The 19213-nt window shown below is 64.6% G+C and carries 30 protein-coding genes and 1 riboswitch; of the genes, 26 read left to right on the top strand and 4 right to left on the bottom strand.

Features of this window, described 5'->3' with window-relative positions:
* Positions 1-9 precede the first annotated feature (9 nt).
* Positions 10-205, bottom strand: a riboswitch (cobalamin riboswitch).
* Between the two features lie 161 nt (positions 206-366).
* Positions 367-1254 (bottom strand): bestrophin family protein, encoded by an 888-nt coding sequence (locus ABIC65_RS09525; RefSeq protein WP_354308272.1) that lies wholly within the window; start codon positions 1252-1254, stop codon positions 367-369.
* A 37-nt stretch (positions 1255-1291) separates the two neighbouring features.
* Positions 1292-1486, bottom strand: a complete 195-nt coding sequence (locus ABIC65_RS09520; protein ID WP_093294278.1) for a hypothetical protein — start codon at positions 1484-1486, stop codon at positions 1292-1294.
* Between the two features lie 253 nt (positions 1487-1739).
* Here ABIC65_RS09520 and ABIC65_RS09515 point away from each other — a divergent pair, with 253 nt between their 5' ends.
* Entirely contained in the window at positions 1740-2357 is a 618-nt protein-coding gene (locus ABIC65_RS09515) for a DUF4142 domain-containing protein (protein ID WP_354308271.1), read from the top strand.
* 18 nt (positions 2358-2375) lie between these two features.
* Here ABIC65_RS09515 and ABIC65_RS09510 read toward each other — a convergent pair whose 3' ends face one another.
* On the bottom strand, positions 2376-2816 hold the full coding sequence (locus ABIC65_RS09510) for a bactofilin family protein (RefSeq protein WP_354308609.1): 441 nt from the start codon (positions 2814-2816) through the stop codon (positions 2376-2378).
* Positions 2817-3116: 300 nt separating this feature from the next.
* On the opposite strand from ABIC65_RS09510, the gene rpsL reads away from it, so the two are divergent.
* The 24 genes from rpsL (at position 3117) to rpmD (ending at position 17203) form a co-directional block, all read left to right on the top strand.
* Positions 3117-3488 (top strand): 30S ribosomal protein S12, encoded by a 372-nt coding sequence (gene rpsL, locus ABIC65_RS09505; RefSeq protein WP_010545715.1) that lies wholly within the window; start codon positions 3117-3119, stop codon positions 3486-3488.
* Between the two features lie 63 nt (positions 3489-3551).
* Complete coding sequence (gene rpsG, locus ABIC65_RS09500) at positions 3552-4022, top strand: 30S ribosomal protein S7 (RefSeq protein ID WP_064313343.1); 471 nt, start codon at positions 3552-3554, stop codon at positions 4020-4022.
* Positions 4023-4088: 66 nt separating this feature from the next.
* On the top strand, positions 4089-6185 hold the full coding sequence (gene fusA, locus ABIC65_RS09495; RefSeq protein WP_064313342.1) for an elongation factor G: 2097 nt from the start codon (positions 4089-4091) through the stop codon (positions 6183-6185).
* A gap of 81 nt (positions 6186-6266) precedes the next feature.
* Complete coding sequence (tuf, locus tag ABIC65_RS09490; RefSeq protein WP_064313341.1) at positions 6267-7460, top strand: elongation factor Tu; 1194 nt, start codon at positions 6267-6269, stop codon at positions 7458-7460.
* A 269-nt stretch (positions 7461-7729) separates the two neighbouring features.
* Positions 7730-8041 carry a 30S ribosomal protein S10 gene (gene rpsJ, locus ABIC65_RS09485; protein WP_010545719.1) on the top strand — a complete coding sequence of 104 codons (312 nt, stop codon included), beginning with the start codon at positions 7730-7732 and terminating at the stop codon, positions 8039-8041.
* Positions 8042-8405: 364 nt separating this feature from the next.
* Entirely contained in the window at positions 8406-9155 is a 750-nt protein-coding gene (gene rplC / locus ABIC65_RS09480) for a 50S ribosomal protein L3 (RefSeq protein WP_121074307.1), read from the top strand.
* A complete protein-coding gene (gene rplD, locus ABIC65_RS09475) occupies positions 9156-9782 on the top strand; it encodes a 50S ribosomal protein L4 (RefSeq protein ID WP_141988652.1) in 627 nt (208 codons plus the stop codon).
* The gene (locus ABIC65_RS09470) at positions 9775-10086 is read left to right on the top strand and encodes a 50S ribosomal protein L23 (RefSeq protein ID WP_010545722.1); all 312 of its coding nucleotides are present in this window, start codon (positions 9775-9777) and stop codon (positions 10084-10086) included. Before rplD ends, ABIC65_RS09470 begins: the two co-directional genes overlap by 8 nt.
* A gap of 4 nt (positions 10087-10090) precedes the next feature.
* Entirely contained in the window at positions 10091-10942 is an 852-nt protein-coding gene (rplB, locus tag ABIC65_RS09465; protein WP_093294269.1) for a 50S ribosomal protein L2, read from the top strand.
* A 3-nt stretch (positions 10943-10945) separates the two neighbouring features.
* Positions 10946-11224 (top strand): 30S ribosomal protein S19, encoded by a 279-nt coding sequence (gene rpsS, locus ABIC65_RS09460; protein ID WP_264607826.1) that lies wholly within the window; start codon positions 10946-10948, stop codon positions 11222-11224.
* Entirely contained in the window at positions 11224-11601 is a 378-nt protein-coding gene (rplV, locus tag ABIC65_RS09455; protein WP_010545725.1) for a 50S ribosomal protein L22, read from the top strand. The genes rpsS and rplV overlap by 1 nt, the downstream gene beginning before the upstream one ends.
* Positions 11601-12311, top strand: coding sequence for a 30S ribosomal protein S3 (gene rpsC, locus ABIC65_RS09450; RefSeq protein ID WP_354308270.1), 711 nt, complete (start codon positions 11601-11603; stop codon positions 12309-12311). The genes rplV and rpsC overlap by 1 nt, the downstream gene beginning before the upstream one ends.
* Positions 12312-12327: 16 nt before the next feature.
* A complete protein-coding gene (gene rplP / locus ABIC65_RS09445) occupies positions 12328-12759 on the top strand; it encodes a 50S ribosomal protein L16 (protein WP_010545727.1) in 432 nt (143 codons plus the stop codon).
* A gap of 5 nt (positions 12760-12764) precedes the next feature.
* On the top strand, positions 12765-12968 hold the full coding sequence (gene rpmC / locus ABIC65_RS09440) for a 50S ribosomal protein L29 (RefSeq protein ID WP_010545728.1): 204 nt from the start codon (positions 12765-12767) through the stop codon (positions 12966-12968).
* A 13-nt stretch (positions 12969-12981) separates the two neighbouring features.
* Entirely contained in the window at positions 12982-13248 is a 267-nt protein-coding gene (rpsQ, locus tag ABIC65_RS09435; protein WP_064313337.1) for a 30S ribosomal protein S17, read from the top strand.
* Between the two features lie 142 nt (positions 13249-13390).
* Positions 13391-13759 (top strand): 50S ribosomal protein L14, encoded by a 369-nt coding sequence (rplN, locus tag ABIC65_RS09430; protein WP_010545730.1) that lies wholly within the window; start codon positions 13391-13393, stop codon positions 13757-13759.
* Positions 13759-14076: a 50S ribosomal protein L24 gene (gene rplX / locus ABIC65_RS09425; RefSeq protein ID WP_354308268.1), complete on the top strand. Its 318-nt coding sequence runs from the start codon at positions 13759-13761 to the stop codon at positions 14074-14076. Before rplN ends, rplX begins: the two co-directional genes overlap by 1 nt.
* The gene (gene rplE / locus ABIC65_RS09420; protein WP_093294265.1) at positions 14069-14650 is read left to right on the top strand and encodes a 50S ribosomal protein L5; all 582 of its coding nucleotides are present in this window, start codon (positions 14069-14071) and stop codon (positions 14648-14650) included. Before rplX ends, rplE begins: the two co-directional genes overlap by 8 nt.
* Positions 14651-14669: 19 nt before the next feature.
* Positions 14670-14975: a 30S ribosomal protein S14 gene (rpsN, locus tag ABIC65_RS09415; RefSeq protein ID WP_010545733.1), complete on the top strand. Its 306-nt coding sequence runs from the start codon at positions 14670-14672 to the stop codon at positions 14973-14975.
* Positions 14976-14987: 12 nt separating this feature from the next.
* On the top strand, positions 14988-15383 hold the full coding sequence (rpsH, locus tag ABIC65_RS09410) for a 30S ribosomal protein S8 (protein ID WP_010545734.1): 396 nt from the start codon (positions 14988-14990) through the stop codon (positions 15381-15383).
* Positions 15383-15916, top strand: coding sequence for a 50S ribosomal protein L6 (gene rplF, locus ABIC65_RS09405; RefSeq protein ID WP_064313335.1), 534 nt, complete (start codon positions 15383-15385; stop codon positions 15914-15916). The genes rpsH and rplF overlap by 1 nt, the downstream gene beginning before the upstream one ends.
* Positions 15916-16275: a 50S ribosomal protein L18 gene (gene rplR / locus ABIC65_RS09400; RefSeq protein WP_174539078.1), complete on the top strand. Its 360-nt coding sequence runs from the start codon at positions 15916-15918 to the stop codon at positions 16273-16275. Before rplF ends, rplR begins: the two co-directional genes overlap by 1 nt.
* A gap of 1 nt (position 16276) precedes the next feature.
* Positions 16277-17017 (top strand): 30S ribosomal protein S5, encoded by a 741-nt coding sequence (gene rpsE, locus ABIC65_RS09395; RefSeq protein WP_064313333.1) that lies wholly within the window; start codon positions 16277-16279, stop codon positions 17015-17017.
* Positions 17018-17023: 6 nt separating this feature from the next.
* On the top strand, positions 17024-17203 hold the full coding sequence (rpmD, locus tag ABIC65_RS09390) for a 50S ribosomal protein L30 (RefSeq protein WP_019369689.1): 180 nt from the start codon (positions 17024-17026) through the stop codon (positions 17201-17203).
* Between the two features lie 156 nt (positions 17204-17359).
* Here the strand turns inward: rpmD and ABIC65_RS09385 are convergent, their stop codons facing one another.
* Complete coding sequence (locus tag ABIC65_RS09385; RefSeq protein ID WP_354308267.1) at positions 17360-18307, bottom strand: YybH family protein; 948 nt, start codon at positions 18305-18307, stop codon at positions 17360-17362.
* Between the two features lie 228 nt (positions 18308-18535).
* Here ABIC65_RS09385 and rplO point away from each other — a divergent pair, with 228 nt between their 5' ends.
* Positions 18536-19066, top strand: a complete 531-nt coding sequence (gene rplO / locus ABIC65_RS09380) for a 50S ribosomal protein L15 (RefSeq protein WP_354308265.1) — start codon at positions 18536-18538, stop codon at positions 19064-19066.
* Positions 19067-19213 lie beyond the last annotated feature (147 nt).

Below are 19213 nucleotides of genomic sequence, written 5' to 3'. Positions count from 1 at the left end.
CCCGCGTGAAGGAATCGACCGTAGCGGGCAGGTCTCCTGGCTCCCGGGTCGTCGCAGGCGCGCCGCCTTCCCGGAAGCATGGGCTCCAGTGGCAGATTGGCACGCCGGCTCACCGGCTACAGTTGCGGGGGCAGCGCCGGACTCTGGACCGGCTTCCCTTTTCACCCTCCCTTCAGGGGAGGGCACCCGTTACGCGGTGCGCTGTAGCGGCAGGAGGGGGACGACGGCAAGCCATCCCTCTCAGCCGTCATCCCGGCGGAAGCCGGGATCCATTCGCCATGCGCTATCAGCAGGCGCCGAACAGGAGACCCCAATGGATCCCGGCTTTCGCCGGGATGACGTTGTGAGGGGCGGCCAGCATGCAACTCACCACAGCACACCTTGCTTGTCGGGCGTCGCAGGATCGGGGGCGGGGTCGCCGATCGATTGCAGCAGGTCGATCTCGATCGTGCGGCACATGGAATTGAGCGGCAGGTCGTGCACCGTGTTCGCGAACGGGTCGACCAGGTCGTCGCCGATCGCCAGCACGGCCAGGAACATCAGCCCGGCGATCGTCGAACCCAGCGGCGTCGCCACGCCCAGCGTCTCGACCAGACCGATCGGCAGCAGCACGCAGAAGATATGGGTGAAGGCGGTCGGCACGAAGCGGAATTGCATCGGCAGCGGCGTGTTCTTCAGCCGCTCCATGCCGCCCTGGGCATTGGCGATGTCGATCAGCACGCTTTCCATCGAATGCTGCTGCATCGACGTGATCCAGCCCTTCGAGCGCGCGATCTCGATCCGCCGGCCGGTGCCGTCGACGATGCCGTTGGCGATATTGGTGCGCGCCAGCGCATAGTCCGCCTCGCCCTGCGAGAGGAAGCGCAACACTTCCTGATCGGCGGGCTGGCGGCGCAGCTGGCAGCGCAGCGCATTCACATAGGCGATCTGGCGCAGCACGATGGTGCGCTTGAGATCCACCGCCTCGCCATCGGGCAGATAGTTGCGTGCCATCCGGGCGAGGTTGCGGCTGGCGTTGATCATCAGCCCCCACAGCCCGCGCCCTTCCCACCAGCGCTGATAGGCCGAGTTGGAGCGGAAGCCGAGGAACAGCGCCAGCACCGATCCGAACAGCGTCAGCGGCAGCGAGGGCGCGCGGAACGGCAGCACATAATAGATGATGGTGACGATCACGTCCCAGAGGAACAGCAGCGCCAGCGGCATCCAGATTTCGCGGAGAACCTGCTTCGCGCGGGGGGCGGTGGTGACGATCATGGGCGGACTATACGCGCGAAAACGTTTGTAGGTCCGGTCAGCCGTCGTTCCGGTCGGGCGCGGGGCTCGATGCATGGGACATGGCGGCGGCGGTGCCGCTCGCCGGGCGCAGGTGGAACCATTCGGGGCGGTCAATCGCGATCAGGAAGGCAAGCGTGCCCAGCCCGAACAGCAGCAGTGCGATCGAGCTTCGCAGGCGTTCCATGCGGCGGGTGCGTTCATCCTGGTGCATCGTGGGAATCCTCTTGCAGTGAGGCTCCTCAGGTACGCGCCGACTTTGACCGGCAAATGGATGAAAAGTAACGTAAGTTTGCGCGCTGCATCAATTGCGTTGCGCTGCACCAATTTGCCGACGATCCGTTGGCTGCCACCGCGCGAATATGGCGCCATTTCATAACTTATGTTGCTAACTCAAACACATAAGCTGCTCGTTCCGGAACGCGGCCGGGGGCGGGGCGTTCGGTCCCGGAAACGAGGAGGTCTGAATGATGAAGAAGCACCTGTTGATCCTGAGCGCCGCCCCGATCTTCGCGCTCGCTGCCTGCGGCGGCAACAGCAATGGCGGCACCGATGCCATGAACAGCGGCGACACGATCACCAACGTCCCCGCCGGCGAGACGGGCATGGGCGACAATATGGGCGCGATGAACGGCATGGACGGCAACGCCATGGCGGTCGCGCCGATGACCGGCCAGGACTTCGCCAACACCGTCGCGGCGAGCGACGCCTTCGAGATCGCCGCGGGCAAGCTCGCCCAGCAAAAGGCGACCACTGCCGACCTGAAGAGCTTCGGCAAGCAGATGGTCGAGGATCACACCAAGTCCACCGCCATGCTGAAGACCGCAGGCGGCAAGGCCAGCCCGGCGATCACCCCGGCGCCGGCGATGACCGACGAGCAGCAGGCGAACCTGAAGACGCTCGAATCGGCCACCGGCACGCAGTTCGACACCGCGTACAAGAGCCAGCAGGTCGTCGCGCACCGCAAGGCGCTCGACGCGGTGCAGGCCTATGCGCAGGGCGGCGACGTGGCGCAGCTGCGCGACTTCGCGAAGGATGCCGAGCCCGTCATCTCCAAGCACTACGACATGATCAAGGGCATGTGAGCGGCGGGGGAAGGGGCCTCAGGCCGCTTCCTCGCTCGCCTTGATCAGCACCGGCGGCGCGACCGAGGCGGTCGCGCCGCCGATATGCTTGAGCCGGCCGTCGATATGGCCGCCCTGTTCGACCATGATCGTCTCATATTCGACATCGCCGGTGATCCGCGCGGTGCGCTCGATCGTGAGCTGGCGGGCGCGCACCGATCCCTCGACCGATCCGGCGAGCCGCGCGTCCTCAGCCTCGACTCGGCCGAAGATCTGGCTCTCGGCGCCCTGCACCAGGCTGCCGCAGCGGACGTCGCCCTCGATCCGTCCGTCGATATGCAGGTCCGAGGTGGCGACGAGGTTGCCGGTGATGACGATGTCGGCGCCGAGCACCGAGAACTGCCCGCGCCGGGCATTGCTATGCGCGGTGCTCCCCGCGGACGCTGCGCGATCGTCCCGATTGCGATTGCCGTTGAACATGCGCCACATCCCCATGTTGAACCCATTCGGCAGGCGGGCTAGCACAGCTGCCGCCGGGGATCAGCCCCTGGAAAGGGTTAACGCCGGCGCTGCGGCGGCCCGAGGGGCGGCGCTGTTGACCGGATCGCCCTGCATCGGTATAGGCCGCCCGGTTCCGGGTAGGGCGATTCCTGCCTTGGGTACAAAGAGCTGAACGTTGCTGGAGACGCAATCGCCCGGGGGGCTGAGGCCTTCGGGGCTTTTTCGTATTCTGTCCAACAGGGCTCCAGCAAAGTAACCATCTGAAAGGTGAAGGGCTTCATGCCGACGATTAACCAGCTGGTCCGCAAGGGCCGCGAACCGCAGAAGGCCAAGTCCAAGGTCCCTGCGATGGAACAGAACCCGCAGAAGCGCGGTGTCTGCACCCGCGTGTACACGACGACCCCGAAGAAGCCGAACTCGGCACTTCGCAAGGTGGCCAAGGTCCGTCTGACCAACAGCCGCGAAGTCATCAGCTACATCCCGGGCGAAGGCCACAACCTGCAGGAGCACTCGGTGGTGCTCATCCGCGGTGGCCGTGTGCGCGATCTTCCCGGCGTCCGCTACCACGTCCTTCGCGGCGTGCTCGATACGCAGGGCGTCAAGGATCGTAAGCAGAGCCGTTCGAAGTACGGCGCGAAGCGTCCGAAGTAATCAGGCCATAGTAAGCCCCGGACGTGTTCCGGATCGGCTGAAGATCAGAAGGAATTATGTGAGATGGCACGTCGTCGTCGTCCCGAAAAGCGGGAAATCCTGCCCGATCCCGTCTATGGGGATCAGGTTCTATCGAAGTTCATGAATTCGGTCATGCTGGACGGCAAGAAGGCAGTCGCGGAAGCGATCGTCTATGGCGCCCTCCAGACCGTCGAGCAGCGCGCGAAGCGCGAGCCGATCGGTGTGTTCCATGACGCGCTGAACAACGTGAAGCCCGGCATCGAAGTCCGCAGCCGCCGCGTCGGCGGTGCGACCTACCAGGTTCCGGTCGAGGTTCGTCCGGAGCGTGCGCAGGCGCTCGCGATCCGCTGGCTGATCACCTCGGCCCGCAATCGCAGCGAGCACACCATGGCCGCCCGTCTTTCGGGTGAGCTGATGGATGCGGCGAACAACCGCGGCAACGCGGTGAAGAAGCGCGAAGACACGCACCGCATGGCGGAAGCGAACCGCGCCTTCAGCCACTACCGCTGGTAACTTTCGACCCTACATATTGGGGAGCCGGACGGTCCGGCTCCCCAAATTTTCAAGGAAACCACGATCATGGCCCGCAGCCATCCGCTCGAGCGTTACCGCAACATCGGCATCATGGCCCATATCGACGCCGGTAAGACGACCACGACCGAGCGCATCCTTTATTACACCGGCAAGTCCTACAAGATCGGCGAAGTGCACGAAGGCACCGCGACGATGGACTGGATGGAGCAGGAGCAGGAGCGCGGGATCACGATCACGTCTGCTGCTACCACGTGCTTCTGGCGCGCTGCCGACGGCAAGGGCGAAGAGCACCGCATCAACATCATCGACACCCCCGGCCACGTCGACTTCACCATCGAAGTCGAGCGTTCGCTGCGCGTGCTCGACGGTGCGGTTGCGTGCTTCGACGGCGTTGCCGGCGTTGAGCCGCAGTCGGAAACCGTGTGGCGCCAGGCCGACAAGTACGGCGTGCCGCGCATGTGCTTCATCAACAAGCTCGACCGCACCGGCGCCGACTTCTATTTCTGCGTCAACTCGATCGTCGACCGCCTCGGCGCGCGTCCGGCGGTGCTGTATCTCCCGATCGGCATCGAGGGCGGCTTCAAGGGTCTCGTCGACCTGGTCGAGAACCGCGCGATCATCTGGCTCGAAGAGAGCCTGGGCGCGAAGTTCGAATATCAGGAAATCCCGGCGGATCTCGCCGAGAAGGCCGCGAAGTATCGCAGCGACCTGATCGAGATGGCCGTCGAGCTCGATGACGAGCTGATGGAAGCCTATCTCGAAGGCAACGAGCCGAGCGTCGCCGACCTCAAGCGCCTGATCCGCAAGGGCACGCTCGAGATGGCGTTCGTCCCGGTCGTGTGCGGTTCGGCGTTCAAGAACAAGGGCGTGCAGCCCCTGCTCGACTCGGTGATCGACTATCTGCCGAGCCCGCTCGACGTTCCGGCGATCAAGGGCGTGAAGCTCGACGGCGAGACGCCGGACGAGCGTCCGTCCTCGGACACCGAGCCGTTCGCGGCGCTGGCGTTCAAGATCATGAACGACCCGTTCGTCGGCACCCTGACCTTCGCGCGCATCTATTCGGGCAAGCTCGAAGCGGCCACCACCGTGATGAACTCGGTGAAGGACAAGAAGGAAAAGGTCGGCCGCATGCTGCTGATGCATGCGAACAGCCGTGAGGACATCCAGGAAGCCTATGCGGGCGACATCGTCGCGCTCGCCGGCCTCAAGGATACCACGACCGGTGACACGCTTTGCGCGCAGAACGCTCCGATCATCCTCGAGCGGATGGAATTCCCCGAGCCCGTGATCGAGCTGTCGGTGGAGCCGAAGACCAAGGCGGACCAGGAAAAGATGGGCGTCGCGCTCAATCGTCTTGCCCGCGAGGACCCGTCGTTCCGCGTCTCGTCCGACTCGGAGAGCGGCCAGACCATCATCAAGGGCATGGGCGAGCTCCATCTCGAGATCCTGGTCGACCGCATGAAGCGCGAGTTCAAGGTCGAGGCGAACGTCGGCGCGCCGCAGGTGGCGTATCGCGAATATCTCGCGAAGCCGGTCGACATCGACTACACGCACAAGAAGCAGTCGGGCGGCACCGGCCAGTTCGGCCGCGTCAAGGTCAAGCTGACGCCGGGCGAGCGCGGTTCGGGCTTCGTCTTCAAGGACGAGATCAAGGGCGGTAACATTCCGAAGGAATATATCCCCGCGATCGAGAAGGGCTTCCGCGAGACGGCAGCTACGGGCTCGCTGGTCGGCTTCCCGATCATCGACTTCGAAGTGCTGCTGTATGACGGTGCGTACCACGACGTCGACTCGTCGGCGCTGGCGTTCGAAATCACCGCCCGTGCAGCGATGCGCGAAGCGGCGCAGAAGTCCGGCATCAAGCTGCTCGAGCCGATCATGAAGGTCGAAGTCGTCACCCCGGAAGACTATCTGGGCGACGTCATCGGCGACATGAACAGCCGTCGTGGCCAGATCCAGGGCACGGACACCCGCGGTAACGCGCAGGCCGTCACTGCCATGGTGCCGCTGGCAAACATGTTCGGCTACGTGAACGCGCTCCGCTCGTTCACCCAGGGCCGTGCGCAGTACACGATGCAGTTCTCGCACTATGACGAGGTGCCCGCCAACGTCGCCGACGAAGTGAAGGCAAAGCTGGCGTAATCGGAAAACAGCCGCTATGGGGCCGCGTTCTCGCGAGTCCCCATGGCGGCACGGGAAATTGAATCAGAAGGTAGGAAGACAATGGCGAAGGCAAAGTTCGATCGGAGCAAACCGCACCTCAACATCGGCACCATCGGTCACGTCGACCATGGCAAGACGTCGCTGACGGCTGCGATCACGAAGATCCTGGCGGAGAACGTTGCGGGCAACGCAGCGGTCGATTTCGCGAACATCGACAAGGCTCCGGAAGAGCGCGAGCGCGGCATCACCATCTCGACCGCACACGTCGAGTATGAGACGAACAGCCGTCACTACGCGCACGTCGACTGCCCGGGTCACGCCGACTACGTGAAGAACATGATCACCGGCGCAGCGCAGATGGACGGCGCGATCCTGGTGGTGGCAGCGACCGACGGTCCGATGCCGCAGACCAAGGAGCACATCCTGCTCGCCCGTCAGGTCGGTGTGCCGACCATGGTCGTGTTCCTCAACAAGTGCGACCTGGTCGACGACGAGGAAATCCTCGAGCTGGTCGAGATGGAAATCCGCGAAGAGCTCTCCAAGCGTGAGTTCGACGGCGACAACATTCCGATCATCCGTGGTTCGGCGACCGCCGCTCTGAACGCGACCGACGACAAGCTCGGCAAGGACGCCATCCTGGCGCTCATGGCGGCTGTCGACGAGTCGATCCCGGAGCCGGAGCGTCCGCTCGACAAGCCGTTCATGATGCCGATCGAAGACGTGTTCTCGATCTCGGGTCGCGGCACCGTGGTGACCGGCCGTGTCGAAACCGGCATCATCAAGGTTGGTGAGGAAGTCGAGATCGTCGGCATTCACGACACCCGCAAGACCACCGTCACGGGCGTCGAGATGTTCCGCAAGCTGCTCGACCAGGGCCAGGCCGGCGACAACGTCGGTGCGCTGCTGCGTGGCGTCGCTCGCGACGAGGTGGAGCGTGGTCAGGTTCTGGCGAAGCCGGGCTCGATCAAGCCGCACACCGAGTTCAAGTCGGAAGTGTACGTCCTGTCGAAGGACGAGGGTGGCCGTCACACGCCGTTCTTCGCGAACTATCGTCCGCAGTTCTACTTCCGTACCACGGACGTGACCGGCACCGTCGAGCTGCCCGAGGGCACCGAGATGGTGATGCCGGGCGACAACATCGCGCTCGGCGTCAAGCTGATCGCGCCGATCGCCATGGACGTCGGCCAGCGCTTCACCATCCGTGAGGGCGGTCGTACCGTCGGCGCGGGCGTGGTTGCCTCGATCGACAAGTAAGCATTTGCGGGCCTCGGCCCGCAGGTGACTGCAAAAAGGTTCCGCCCGGCACTCAGAAAATGAGTGCCGGGCGGTTGCCTTTTTATAGAAGGCCCGTTAAAGGCGCGCCCTTCGAGTTTTGAGTTCAACAGCAAGAGGCGGCCATCCAGCCGCCGTTCCGGTTCAACCGGCGCCGCCCGAATCGCTCTAGCAGCGGATGGGGCAGGGGCCGGGGCTTCGCCGGGATGGCAATTGGGTGCGTTGCCCCGCTCTTTCGCATCGGTAGGACCATGGAAACGCAGAATATCCGCATTCGCCTCAAGGCGTTCGATCACCGCGTGCTCGATCAGGCTGCCGGCGACATTGCCGACACCGCCCGCCGTACCGGCGCCCTCATCCGTGGCCCCATCCCGCTCCCGACTCACATCGACAAGTTCACGGTCAACCGTGGCCCGCACATCGATAAGAAGTCGCGCGAGCAGTTCGAGACGCGCACCTACAAGCGCATGCTCGACATCGTTCAGCCGACCCCGCAGACCGTGGACGCGCTTATGAAGCTCGACCTGGCCGCCGGCGTCGACGTCGAGATCAAGCTGGCCTGAGCCGGCTCCAGCCCCCGCGCTTCGCGGGGGCTTTTGGCGTTCACCCTTTAATGCGGTGGACATGGAAGCGTAGCTGACGTAAAGGCGCCGCTTCCTCGAGATTCGCGGCTCCTGCATTGGAGTCGCCATCCTCCTCGACCGGATCGTTTCCCGATCCAACGCAAGGAGTGGCGGGCCGGACAGGCCCGCAGCGACAAGGGATACCGCCGGCGGCTTTCGAGTGGCCGGGCCTGCGTCCCCCGTCTCTTCCACCGCAAGGTGGAGGTTCAGCCCGGACGGGGGCTTCGCAGTAAAACATTCAGGGTTGAACACGCACCCGCGGGAATGGTCCCGGGGGTGCCTCTGTAATAGGAGCAACAGGCCGATGCGCACTGGCGTTATCGCGAAGAAGATGGGGATGACCCGCCTGTTCCAGGACGACGGCCGGCACGTGCCGGTGACCGTTCTGGCACTGGAAGGCGTCCAGGTGGTGGCACAGCGCACCACCGACAAGGATGGCTATGTGGCCGTTCAGGTCGGCGCCGGCACGGCGAAGGCCAAGAACGTCGCCAAGCCGCAGCGCGGCCACTTCGGCAAGGCCGAAGTCGAGCCGAAGGCGATCCTCTGCGAATTCCGCGTCGAGGAAGATGGTCTGCTGGACGTGGGCGCCGAAATCTCGGCCGACCATTTCGTCGCAGGCCAGCTGGTCGACGTGTCGGGCCGTACCCAGGGTAAGGGTTTCGCCGGCGCCATGAAGCGTTGGGGCTTCGGCGGTCTGCGCGCCACCCACGGCGTTTCCGTCTCGCACCGTTCGCACGGTTCGACCGGTAACCGCCAGGATCCGGGTCGCGTCTTCAAGAACAAGAAGATGGCCGGCCACATGGGCGACCGCAATCGCACCCAGCAGAATCTGGAAGTGGTCGGCACCGATGCCGAACGCGGCCTGATCTTCGTCAAGGGTTCGGTTCCGGGCTCGAAGGGCGGCTGGCTGATCGTGAAGGACGCCGTCAAGGTCGCCCGTCACGCCGAAGCGCCGTACCCCGCCGGTCTGAAGACCGTCGCGAACAGCAACGAGGCTCCCGCCGAAGCGCCCGCAGTGGCGGCTCCGGAAGCCACCGAAGGCCAGGAGGGCTAAGTGAAGGTCAAGGTTCAAACCCTCGACGCCGCCGAGAAGGGCGATATCGAGCTCAACGACGAGATCTTCGGTCTCGATCCGCGCGCCGACATCCTGCACCGCGTCGTCACCTGGCAGCTCGAGAAGCGTCGCGGCACTGCCCGCGGCACCCGCGAGCGTGCGGACGTTGCGCGTACGGGCAAGAAGTGGGGCCGCCAGAAGGGCGGTGGTACCGCACGTCACGGCGATCGCCGCGCGCCGGTGTTCATCGGCGGTGGTAAGGCGCACGGTGCGCGTGTTCGCGACTTCAATCCGTCGCTGAACAAGAAGATCCGCACGCTGGGCCTGAAGATGGCGCTGTCGAGCCACGCCAAGGCTGGTTCGCTGATCGTCATGGACAGCCTGGTCGTCGAGAACGGCAAGACCAAGGTGCTCGTGGGCAACCTGGAAAAGCTGGGCTTCGGCAAGAAGGCGCTGGTGATCGATGGCGACACCGTCGAGACCACGTTCGCGCTGGCGGCAGGCAACCTGCACCAGGTCAACGTGCTGCCGGCGATCGGCGCCAACGTCTACGACATCCTGAAGAGCGACACGCTGGTCCTGACCCGCGCTGCCGTCGAGAAGCTGGAGGCGCGCTTCAATGGCTAAGCAGTCCAAGCCGGTCGACATCCGTCACTACGACGTGGTGCTCGCCCCGCACATCACCGAAAAGTCGACGCTCGTCTCCGAGGCGAACGCCGTGGTCTTCAAGGTCGCCAACGATGCGACCAAGCCGGAGATCAAGGCTGCCGTCGAGGCGCTGTTCAACGTCAAGGTCACCGGCGTGAACACCCTCGTCCAGAAGGGCAAGACCAAGAAGTGGAAGGGCGCGCCCTACCGCCGTTCGGACTTTAAGAAAGCGGTCGTGACGCTCGCCCAGGGCGAACAGATCGACGTGACCACGGGGATCTGAGACCATGGCGCTCAAGAACTATAATCCGACGTCGCCGGGCGTCCGCGGGCTGATCCTGATCGACCGCTCGCAGCTCTTCAAGGGTCGCCCCGTCAAGGCGCTGACCGAAGGCAAGACCAAGACCGGCGGCCGCAACAACAAGGGCCATGTCACTTCGCGTGGCATCGGCGGCGGTCACAAGCAGCGCTATCGCATCGTCGATTTCAAGCGCCGCCTGTGGGACGTCGAAGGCACCGTCGAGCGGATCGAGTATGACCCGAACCGCACCGCCTTCATCGCGCTGATCAACTACGGCGCCGACGAAGCCGGCAAGGATCGCGTCGCCTACATCATCGCCCCGCAGCGTCTCGCTGTCGGCGACAAGGTGATCGCGGGCAAGAAGACCGACGTGAAGCCGGGCAACGCCATGGAGCTGGGCCAGATCCCGGTCGGCACCATCGTCCACAATGTGGAGATGAAGCCGGGCAAGGGCGGTCAGATCGCCCGTTCGGCCGGTGCGTATGTCCAGGTCGTCGGTCGTGACCGCGGCATGGTGATCGTGCGTCTGGGTTCGGGTGAGCAGCGCTACATCCACGCCGCCTGCATGGCGACCGTGGGTGCGGTGTCGAACCCCGACAACCAGAACCAGAACTTCGGTAAGGCCGGTCGTAGCCGCTGGCAGGGTTCGCGTCCGCTTACCCGCGGTGTCGCGAAGAACCCGGTCGACCACCCGCACGGCGGTGGTGAAGGTCGTACCTCGGGCGGCCGTCACCCGGTCACCCCGTGGGGCAAGCCGACCAAGGGTGCGCGCACCCGCCACAACAAGGCGACGGACAAGATGATCATCCGTTCGCGTCACGCGAAGAAGAAGGGCTGATAGATGGCTCGCTCCGTATGGAAGGGTCCGTTCGTGGACCTGCATCTGCTCAAGAAGGCAGAAACCGCTCAGGACGCCGGCACCCGCGCTGGCCCGATCAAGACCTGGTCGCGTCGTTCGACGATCCTGCCGCAGTTCGTTGGTCTGACGTTCAACGTCTACAACGGCCGCAAGTTCGTCCCGGTCTCGGTCAACGAGGACATGGTCGGCATGAAGCTCGGCGAGTTCGCGCCGACCCGTTTCTTCCCCGGCCACGCCGCGGACAAGAAGGGTAAGCGCTAATGAGCAAGCAGGCAGCCCCCCGCAAGGTCGGCGACAAGGAAGCCCTTGCCGTCGCCACCCAGATCCGTGGTTCGGCCCAGAAGCTGAACCTGGTCGCCGGTCTCATCCGTGGTCGTACCGCGGCTGAAGCGATGAACATCCTCGCCTTCTCCAAGAAGGCGATGGCGGTCGACGCGCGCAAGGTTCTGGCGTCGGCCATCGCCAATGCCGAGAACAACCACAACCTCGACGTCGACGCGCTCGTCGTCGCCGAGGCGTCGGTCGGCAAGTCGATCACGATGAAGCGCTTCGCGACGCGCGGCCGTGGCAAGTCCACCCGCATCCTGAAGCCGTTCAGCCGTCTGCGCATCGTCGTGCGCGAGCAGGAAGAAGCATAATGGGTCAGAAGAGCAATCCCATCGGTCTGCGTCTGCAGATCAACCGCACCTGGGACAGCCGCTGGTTCGCGGAAGGCGCCGACTACGGTCGGCTCCTTCTCGAGGACCTCAAGATCCGCAAGTTCATCGTCAAGACGCTGCCCCAGGCCGCGATCTCGAAGGTGGTCATCGAGCGTCCGGCCAAGCTGTGCCGCATCTCGATCTTCGCGGCACGCCCCGGCGTGATCATCGGCAAGAAGGGCGCGGACATCGAGAAGCTGCGCAAGACGCTCGGCGCGATGACCTCGTCCGACGTCTCGCTCAACATCGTCGAGATCCGCAAGCCGGAAGTCGATGCGAAGCTCGTCGCGCAGGGCGTGGCGGACCAGCTGGAGCGCCGTATCGCGTTCCGTCGTGCGATGAAGCGCGCGGTGCAGTCGGCTCTCCGTCTCGGCGCCGAAGGCATCCGTATCACCTGCGCCGGCCGTCTGGGCGGCGCGGAAATCGCCCGCACCGAATGGTACCGCGAAGGCCGCGTTCCGCTGCACACGCTGCGCGCGAACGTCGACTATGCCGAGGCCGAAGCCCACACCGCCTACGGCGTGTGCGGCGTGAAGGTCTGGATCTTCAAGGGCGAAATCCTCGGTCACGATCCGATGGCGCAGGACCGGCTGAACCTCGAGGCACAGACCTCGGGCGTGCGCCCGTCGCGCGACGATCATCGCCGCTAAGGACTAGGACAGAACAATGCTGCAACCGAAGCGCACCAAGTTCCGTAAGGCCTTCAAGGGCCGCATCCATGGCGAAGCCAAGGGTGGTACGGCGCTCAACTTCGGCTCCTATGGCCTGAAGGCGATGGAGCCCGAGCGGATCACCGCGCGCCAGATCGAGGCGGCTCGCCGCGCGATCACGCGTCACATCAAGCGTCAGGGTCGTCTCTGGATCCGCATCTTCCCGGACGTCCCCGTTTCGTCGAAGCCCGCCGAAGTCCGCATGGGCTCGGGCAAGGGTTCGCCGGAGTTCTGGGTCGCCCGCGTCAAGCCCGGCCGCATCCTGTTCGAGCTGGACGGCGTTCCCGGCCCGCTCGCGGCGGAAGCGTTCGAGCGCGCTGCGATGAAGCTGCCGATCAAGACCAAGGTCGTCGCCCGCCTCGGCGACACGACGCACCTGGAGGGCTGAGAGAAATGACCAAGGCAACCGACTTTCGGGCCAACACCGACGACCAGCTCGCCGAGCAGCTGGGCAACCTGAAGCGCGAGCAGTTCAACCTGCGCTTCCAGGCGGCCACCAGCCAGCTCGAGAAGCCGACCCGCGTGCGGGAAGTGCGTCGCGACATCGCCCGTATCAAGACGCTGCAGAACGAGCGCTCGCGCTCGACTGCCAAGTAAGAGGACCGAGACCATGCCGAAGCGCGTGCTGACCGGAAATGTCGTCTCGGACAAGGGCGACAAGACCGTGGTGGTTCTGGTGGAGCGTAAGGTGAAGCACCCGCTCTACGGGAAGATCATCCGCCGCTCGAAGAAGTACCACGCCCATGACGAGGCGAATGAGTACAAGGCCGGCGAGACCGTGCGCATCGAAGAGACTGCGCCGATCTCCAAGCTGAAGACCTGGAAGGTGATCGGGCGGGTTGATACCCACGCGACGCCGAACACGGTCGACGCATAATCGTCATCTCCGCTCTTGCGGAGAACTCGAGTTGCGGTCATAGGCCGCCGCTTTGGTGCCCCGGCCGTGAGGCCGGGGTGACGCATTAGAAACGGAACCACCGGGCGCGTCCCGGCAGGCCAAACGAGAAGGAACCGGATCGATGATCCAGATGCAGTCCAATCTCGACGTCGCTGACAACAGCGGCGCGAAGCGGGTGCAGTGCATCAAGGTGCTGGGCGGGTCGAAGCGTCGCTTCGCCGGCGTGGGCGACGTCATCGTCGTCAGCATCAAGGAAGCCGCTCCCCGCGGCAAGGTTAAGAAGGGCGACGTCCACCGCGCGGTTATCGTCCGCACGGCGAAGGACATCCGCCGCACCGACGGCTCGGTGATCCGTTTCGACGGTAACGCCGCCGTGCTGGTCAACAAGAACGAGGAGCCGATCGGCACCCGTATCTTTGGCCCGGTGGTCCGCGAGCTCCGCTCGAAGGGCTTCATGAAGATCATTTCGCTCGCCCCCGAGGTGCTGTGATGGCTGCTGCCAAGATCAAGAAGGGCGACAAGGTCGTTGTCCTGTCCGGCAAGGACAAGGGCAAGACCGGTGAGGTCGTCAAGTCGCTGCCGAAGGACGACAAGGTCGTCGTCTCCGGCGTGAACATCGCCGTGCGCCACAAGAAGCCGACCCAGGGCGAGCCCCAGGGTGGCCTGGTGCGCATCGAGGCGCCGCTGCATGTCTCGAAGGTCGCGCACGTGACCGCCGACGGCAAGGCGACGCGCGTCCGCTTCGAAACCCGCGACGGCAAGAAGGTTCGTGTCGCCGTCAAGACCGGGGATGTCATCAATGGCTGATTCCTACACTCCCCGCCTGCGCAAGCTCTATGACGAGCAGATCGTCAAGGCGATGACCGAGAAGTTCGGCTACAAGAACGTCATGGAAATTCCGCGCATCGAAAAGATCGTGCTGAACATGGGCGTTGGCGAAGCCACCCAGGACAAGAAGAAGGTCGAGCAGGCCGCTTCTGAAATGGAACTGATCGCCGGCCAGAAGCCCGTCGTGACCAAGGCGAAGAAGTCGATCGCGCAGTTCAAGCTGCGTGAGGGCATGCCGATCGGTGCGAAGGTTACCCTTCGTCGTGAGCGCATGTACGAGTTCCTCGATCGTTTCATCACGATCGCTCTCCCGCGCGTCCGCGACTTCCGCGGCCTGAACCCGAAGTCGTTCGACGGTCGTGGCAACTATGCCTGCGGCCTGAAGGAACAGCTCGTGTTCCCCGAAATCAACTATGACCGCATCGACAAGGTGCGCGGCATGGACGTGATCGTTACCACCACTGCCAAGACGGATGACGAGGCTCGCGAGCTTCTCCGTCTCTTCGGTTTCCCGTTCCCGCAGGCGGACGGCGAAACGAAGCAGGCGGCGTAAGGAAGGAAGAACTTAAGTCATGGCGAAACTGAGTTCGATCAACAAGAACGAGCGTCGCAAGCAGCTGGTGAAGAAGTACGCCGGCAAGTACGCGAAGCTCAAGGCGATTGCGAACGACGAAAGCCTGGATGAGACCGAGCGTCTCATCGCACGGCTCAAGATGGCCGAGATCCCCCGCAACGGGAACCCGACCCGCATTCGCAACCGGTGTGAGCTGACGGGTCGTCCCCGCGCTTATTACCGCAAGTTCCGTCTCGCACGTGTCATGCTGCGCGATCTGGCCAACAAGGGCCTGATCCCGGGTGTCACGAAGTCGAGCTGGTAAAGGACACGCAAGATGGCAGTGACCGATCCCCTGGGTGACATGCTCACCCGCATCCGCAACGGTCAGCGCGCGCGCAAGGACTCTGTCCTCACGCCGGCGTCGAAGTTGCGTGTCCGTGTCCTCGACGTGCTTCAGCGCGAGGGCTATATCCGTGGCTACAGCGAAGAGCAGATGGGCCCCGCGGCCGGCATCCGCATCGAGCTGAAGTATTTCGAGGGCCAGCCGGCGATCAAGCACGTCGCGCGCATCTCGAAGCCCGGCCGCCGTGTCTATTCGGGTTCGCAGGAGCTTCCGCGCGTCCGTAACGGCCTGGGCATCACGATCGTCTCGACGCCTCGCGGCGTTCTGTCCGATGCGGAAGCGCGCGAACAGAATGTCGGCGGCGAAGTGCTCGCGGAGGTGTTCTGATGAGCCGCATCGGTAAGAAGCCGGTTCCCGTCCCCGCGGGCGTGACCGCGACCGTCGACGGCGGGCAGATCTCGGTGAAGGGGCCCAAGGGCACCCTCACCATGCCGCTCGCGGACGACATCAAGTACGAAGTGACCGACGGCGGCATCTCGGTGCAGCCGGCGAACGAGACCAAGCGCGCGCGTGCCTTCTGGGGCATGCAGCGTACCCTGGTGCAGAACCTCGTCACCGGCGTGACCACCGGCTTCACCAAGAAGCTGCTGATCACCGGTGTGGGCTACCGCGCTGCTTCGCAGGGCAAGGTCCTGAAGCTGCAGCTCGGCTATTCGCACGACGTCAACTTTGACATCCCCGAGGGGATCGAGATCAAGACGCCGGATCAGACCACGGTCGAGATCTCGGGCATCGACAAGCAGAAGGTCGGCCAGGTGGCCGCGGAAATCCGCCGTTGGCGCAAGCCGGAGCCCTATAAGGGCAAGGGCATCAAGTACGATGGCGAATTCATCTTCCGCAAGGAAGGGAAGAAGAAGTGATCAGCACCAAGGGTCTTTCGCTTTTCGAAAAGCGTCGTCGCCGCAACCGTACCGCGCTGCGTGCGCGGGCCGGTGGCCGTCCTCGTCTGTCGATCCATCGCTCGGGCAAGCACATCTATGCCCAGGTGATCGACGACGCCGCAGGTCGCACCGTCGCCTCGGCTTCCACGCTCGAGAAGGACGTGCGTGGCCAGACCGGCGCCACGATCGCCGCGGCACAGGAAGTGGGCAAGCGCGTTGCCGAGGCCGCCAAGGCCGCAGGCATCACCCAGGTCGTCTTCGACCGCGGTGGCTTCCTCTACCATGGTCGCGTCAAGGCGCTGGCGGATGCCGCGCGTGAGAGCGGATTGGAGTTCTAAGATGGCCGATGAAATCAACACGACCGAAGCACCGGTCGAGGCGCAGGACGCCGGCCAGGCGGCTCCCGACCAGCAGCAGCAGGGTCGTGGTTCGCGTGGCGGCCGTGGCCGTGGCGGCCCGGGCGGCGGCGGTGACAACCGCGGCCGTGGCGGTCGCGATGGCAACCGTGGTCGTCGCGACGATCGTCGCGGTGGTCCGCAGGACGACGGTGGCGAGGAGCTGATCGAAAAGCTCGTCCACATCAACCGCGTCTCGAAGACGGTGAAGGGCGGTAAGCGCTTCGGCTTCGCGGCGCTCGTCGTCGTCGGCGACGGCAAGGGCCGTGTCGGCTTCGGTCATGGCAAGGCGCGCGAAGTGCCGGAAGCCATCTCGAAGGCGACCGCTTCGGCGAAGAAGGCGATGATCCGCGTTCCGCTGAAGGAAGGCCGCACGCTGCACCACGACGGCAACGGCCACTTCGGCGCAGGCCGCGTGACCGTCCGTTCGGCGCCGCAGGGTACCGGCATCATCGCCGGCGGCCCGATGCGCGCGATCTTCGAATCGCTGGGCGTGGCCGACGTGGTGACCAAGTCGGTCGGCACCTCGAACCCGTACAACATGATCCGCGCCACGTTCGAGGCACTGGGTGAGCAGACTTCGCCGAAGTCGGTCGCGCAGCGCCGTGGCAAGAAGATCGCCGACCTGCTCGGCCGCGGTGGTTCGCAGACCGCCGAGGCGGACGCTGCGGCCGTTACGGAGTAAACGATCATGGCGAAGATCAAGATCAAGCAGATCGGTTCGCCGATCCGCCGCACCAAGGATCAGCGCGCAACGCTGATCGGCCTTGGCCTCAACAAGATGCACAAGGTCTCGGAGCTGGAAGACAGCCCCGAGGTCCGCGGCATGATCCGCAAGCTGCCGCACATGGTCGAGGTGATCGAGGGCTGAGCCTTCGGTTCGCTGACCTGGCGACATTTGGAAAAGGGCGGTGGGCAACCACCGTCCTTTTTCGTTTTGGAGGTTCGTGCGCATCCAGAGGAAGTCGGCTCCCAGAGCCCGCAGGTTTTTCCATCGGCCCGTACGCCGGTATTCGGCGGGAATGCGCTACGGCCGATAGTCGTGCGTGCCGATCTGCCAGAGGATCTTGAGCGAGCAATCCGCGCCGCGCCGCCACAGACGCAGTCCGCCGCCAGAGGTCACACCCGCCCGCTCCCCGGCACGCCAGTGCACCGCGAACTTCGAATATTCGAGGATGTGGCCATCGATGATCTCGAAGCCGTCGTTTCCGACGTCGAGGCGCTCGAAGGTCGTTCCCCGGCCTCTCTCGATATAGGGCATCAGATGCGACCGGATGGCCGAGAGGCCTATCTGTGGCTGCTCCGCAAAGGGGAGGTACACGGCGTCATCGGCATATTGCCCGATTCGCGCATAGTCGTGCTCGCGCACCGACGCGGCGTTCGATGCATTCAGCACTCCCAGTTCGGCTGCGACCTTGGCGCTCGGGACACGGGCGCTGGGCTTGCCTCGCTCGAGCCCGGAGAACCAATGGGAGGATGGGTCGTCCAGCGGCTTCGAATATCCCCACACTTCCGCCGTCAGCTTCAGCGTTCCATCGGCCTGGCGGCGCCACAGATGCAGATATTTGCCGGCCAAGGTCGACGAAACAGGGTCGTCGTTCGCGCCGCGGACGACTTCAAACGTGCCCCATTCCAGTCCGCCGCCGTCCAGGGGGACGATATCCATTGTCGTGAAGGTGAGCGCGCGCTCGGGAAGACGCGCGAGATACGCGCGATAATATGCGGTGCCCTGCGCCACGCCGTAGAGGCGAGGCTGGTGCTCAGGCATGAACACGCTGTCCGGCGCATAGTTCGTCATCAGCGCGTCGACCCGTCCCGCGAGGCGCGCCGTGACCAGGTTAGCGTTGCGTTGTCGTACCTCCGCATGCAGCGATTCGCTGGCGACGCGAATGGGTGAGGGTTTGCAGGCGCGTGCTGATCCAGCGGGCGGCGGCACGAAGGCGGCCGATAGCAAGGCGAGAAGCGGAACAATCATGCGGCGCTCCCTCGAGATTGAGACGGAAACCTATAGCATGATCACCATTCCGCAGATACGACTGACGCGTTGGACGGGGAGGGCTGTGGTGCATGGTCGGGTAGGACCGCGTGCCCTGGGCTCGGGTCGTCGCCCTTGGCAAACAAGAGTCGACATTCCCCCCGCTCGCCGCTATGAGCCCGCGCTTCCCATCAACGCGCGACCAAAGCGAAAGCGAGTGCACACATCATGAAGCTGAACGAACTCAACGACAACCAGGGCGCCCGTCATCGCCGCATGCGCATCGGCCGTGGTATCGGCTCGGGCAAGGGCAAGACCGGCGGCCGCGGCGTCAAGGGTCAGAAGAGCCGCGAAGGCGTCTCGATCAAGGGCTTCGAAGGCGGCCAGATGCCGCTCCACATGCGTCTGCCGAAGCGTGGCTTCAACAACATCTTCGCCAAGGACTATGCCGAGGTGAACCTGGGCGAGATCCAGAAGGCTGTTGACGCCGGCAAGCTGACCGCGACCGACATCGATCACGCCGCGCTGAAGGCCGCCGGCCTCGCCCGTGGCGGCAAGGACGGCGTCCGTCTGCTCGGTAAGGGTTCGCTCACCGCGAAGCTGAACTTCACCGTGCAGGGCGTCTCCGCCGGTGCGCGTGAAGCGGTCGAGAAGGCCGGTGGCACCGTAACCGTGCCGGAAATCGTGCCGGCTGCCGACAAGCACAAGGCGAAGCACCGCACGGCCCAGGCCGCTGCCAAGGCCGCCAAGCAGGGCTGACGAAATGCGAAGGCGGGGCTCCCAAGGCTCCGCCTTCCTTCGTGCTGGGCCTGGGTATGCGCGCGTCGTGAGCGACGCCTTCCACCACGTCCGTCATCCCGGCGAAAGCCGGGATCCATTTGCCACTCCGTCATGGCAGGCGCCGCG

The sequence above is a fragment of the Sphingomonas trueperi genome (genome assembly GCF_040545665.1).
GTDB classification, from domain to species: domain Bacteria; phylum Pseudomonadota; class Alphaproteobacteria; order Sphingomonadales; family Sphingomonadaceae; genus Sphingomonas; species Sphingomonas trueperi_B.
This window is presented reverse-complemented; position numbering and strand designations above follow the sequence as displayed.

Excerpts from the sequence above, each read along its gene's own strand:
- ABIC65_RS09525 (WP_354308272.1), bottom strand. The coding sequence starts at position 1,254 with ATGATCGTCACCACCGCCCCCCGCGCGAAGCAGGTTCTCCGCGAAATC.
- ABIC65_RS09520 (WP_093294278.1), bottom strand. The coding sequence starts at position 1,486 with ATGCACCAGGATGAACGCACCCGCCGCATGGAACGCCTGCGAAGCTCG.
- ABIC65_RS09515 (WP_354308271.1), top strand. The coding sequence starts at position 1,740 with ATGATGAAGAAGCACCTGTTGATCCTGAGCGCCGCCCCGATCTTCGCG.
- ABIC65_RS09510 (WP_354308609.1), bottom strand. The coding sequence starts at position 2,816 with ATGTTCAACGGCAATCGCAATCGGGACGATCGCGCAGCGTCCGCGGGG.
- rpsL (WP_010545715.1), top strand. The coding sequence starts at position 3,117 with ATGCCGACGATTAACCAGCTGGTCCGCAAGGGCCGCGAACCGCAGAAG.
- rpsG (WP_064313343.1), top strand. The coding sequence starts at position 3,552 with ATGGCACGTCGTCGTCGTCCCGAAAAGCGGGAAATCCTGCCCGATCCC.
- fusA (WP_064313342.1), top strand. The coding sequence starts at position 4,089 with ATGGCCCGCAGCCATCCGCTCGAGCGTTACCGCAACATCGGCATCATG.
- tuf (WP_064313341.1), top strand. The coding sequence starts at position 6,267 with ATGGCGAAGGCAAAGTTCGATCGGAGCAAACCGCACCTCAACATCGGC.
- rpsJ (WP_010545719.1), top strand. The coding sequence starts at position 7,730 with ATGGAAACGCAGAATATCCGCATTCGCCTCAAGGCGTTCGATCACCGC.
- rplC (WP_121074307.1), top strand. The coding sequence starts at position 8,406 with ATGCGCACTGGCGTTATCGCGAAGAAGATGGGGATGACCCGCCTGTTC.
- ABIC65_RS09470 (WP_010545722.1), top strand. The coding sequence starts at position 9,775 with ATGGCTAAGCAGTCCAAGCCGGTCGACATCCGTCACTACGACGTGGTG.
- rplB (WP_093294269.1), top strand. The coding sequence starts at position 10,091 with ATGGCGCTCAAGAACTATAATCCGACGTCGCCGGGCGTCCGCGGGCTG.
- rpsS (WP_264607826.1), top strand. The coding sequence starts at position 10,946 with ATGGCTCGCTCCGTATGGAAGGGTCCGTTCGTGGACCTGCATCTGCTC.
- rplV (WP_010545725.1), top strand. The coding sequence starts at position 11,224 with ATGAGCAAGCAGGCAGCCCCCCGCAAGGTCGGCGACAAGGAAGCCCTT.
- rpsC (WP_354308270.1), top strand. The coding sequence starts at position 11,601 with ATGGGTCAGAAGAGCAATCCCATCGGTCTGCGTCTGCAGATCAACCGC.
- rplP (WP_010545727.1), top strand. The coding sequence starts at position 12,328 with ATGCTGCAACCGAAGCGCACCAAGTTCCGTAAGGCCTTCAAGGGCCGC.
- rpmC (WP_010545728.1), top strand. The coding sequence starts at position 12,765 with ATGACCAAGGCAACCGACTTTCGGGCCAACACCGACGACCAGCTCGCC.
- rpsQ (WP_064313337.1), top strand. The coding sequence starts at position 12,982 with ATGCCGAAGCGCGTGCTGACCGGAAATGTCGTCTCGGACAAGGGCGAC.
- rplN (WP_010545730.1), top strand. The coding sequence starts at position 13,391 with ATGATCCAGATGCAGTCCAATCTCGACGTCGCTGACAACAGCGGCGCG.
- rplX (WP_354308268.1), top strand. The coding sequence starts at position 13,759 with ATGGCTGCTGCCAAGATCAAGAAGGGCGACAAGGTCGTTGTCCTGTCC.
- rplE (WP_093294265.1), top strand. The coding sequence starts at position 14,069 with ATGGCTGATTCCTACACTCCCCGCCTGCGCAAGCTCTATGACGAGCAG.
- rpsN (WP_010545733.1), top strand. The coding sequence starts at position 14,670 with ATGGCGAAACTGAGTTCGATCAACAAGAACGAGCGTCGCAAGCAGCTG.
- rpsH (WP_010545734.1), top strand. The coding sequence starts at position 14,988 with ATGGCAGTGACCGATCCCCTGGGTGACATGCTCACCCGCATCCGCAAC.
- rplF (WP_064313335.1), top strand. The coding sequence starts at position 15,383 with ATGAGCCGCATCGGTAAGAAGCCGGTTCCCGTCCCCGCGGGCGTGACC.
- rpsE (WP_064313333.1), top strand. The coding sequence starts at position 16,277 with ATGGCCGATGAAATCAACACGACCGAAGCACCGGTCGAGGCGCAGGAC.
- rpmD (WP_019369689.1), top strand. The coding sequence starts at position 17,024 with ATGGCGAAGATCAAGATCAAGCAGATCGGTTCGCCGATCCGCCGCACC.
- ABIC65_RS09385 (WP_354308267.1), bottom strand. The coding sequence starts at position 18,307 with ATGATTGTTCCGCTTCTCGCCTTGCTATCGGCCGCCTTCGTGCCGCCG.
- rplO (WP_354308265.1), top strand. The coding sequence starts at position 18,536 with ATGAAGCTGAACGAACTCAACGACAACCAGGGCGCCCGTCATCGCCGC.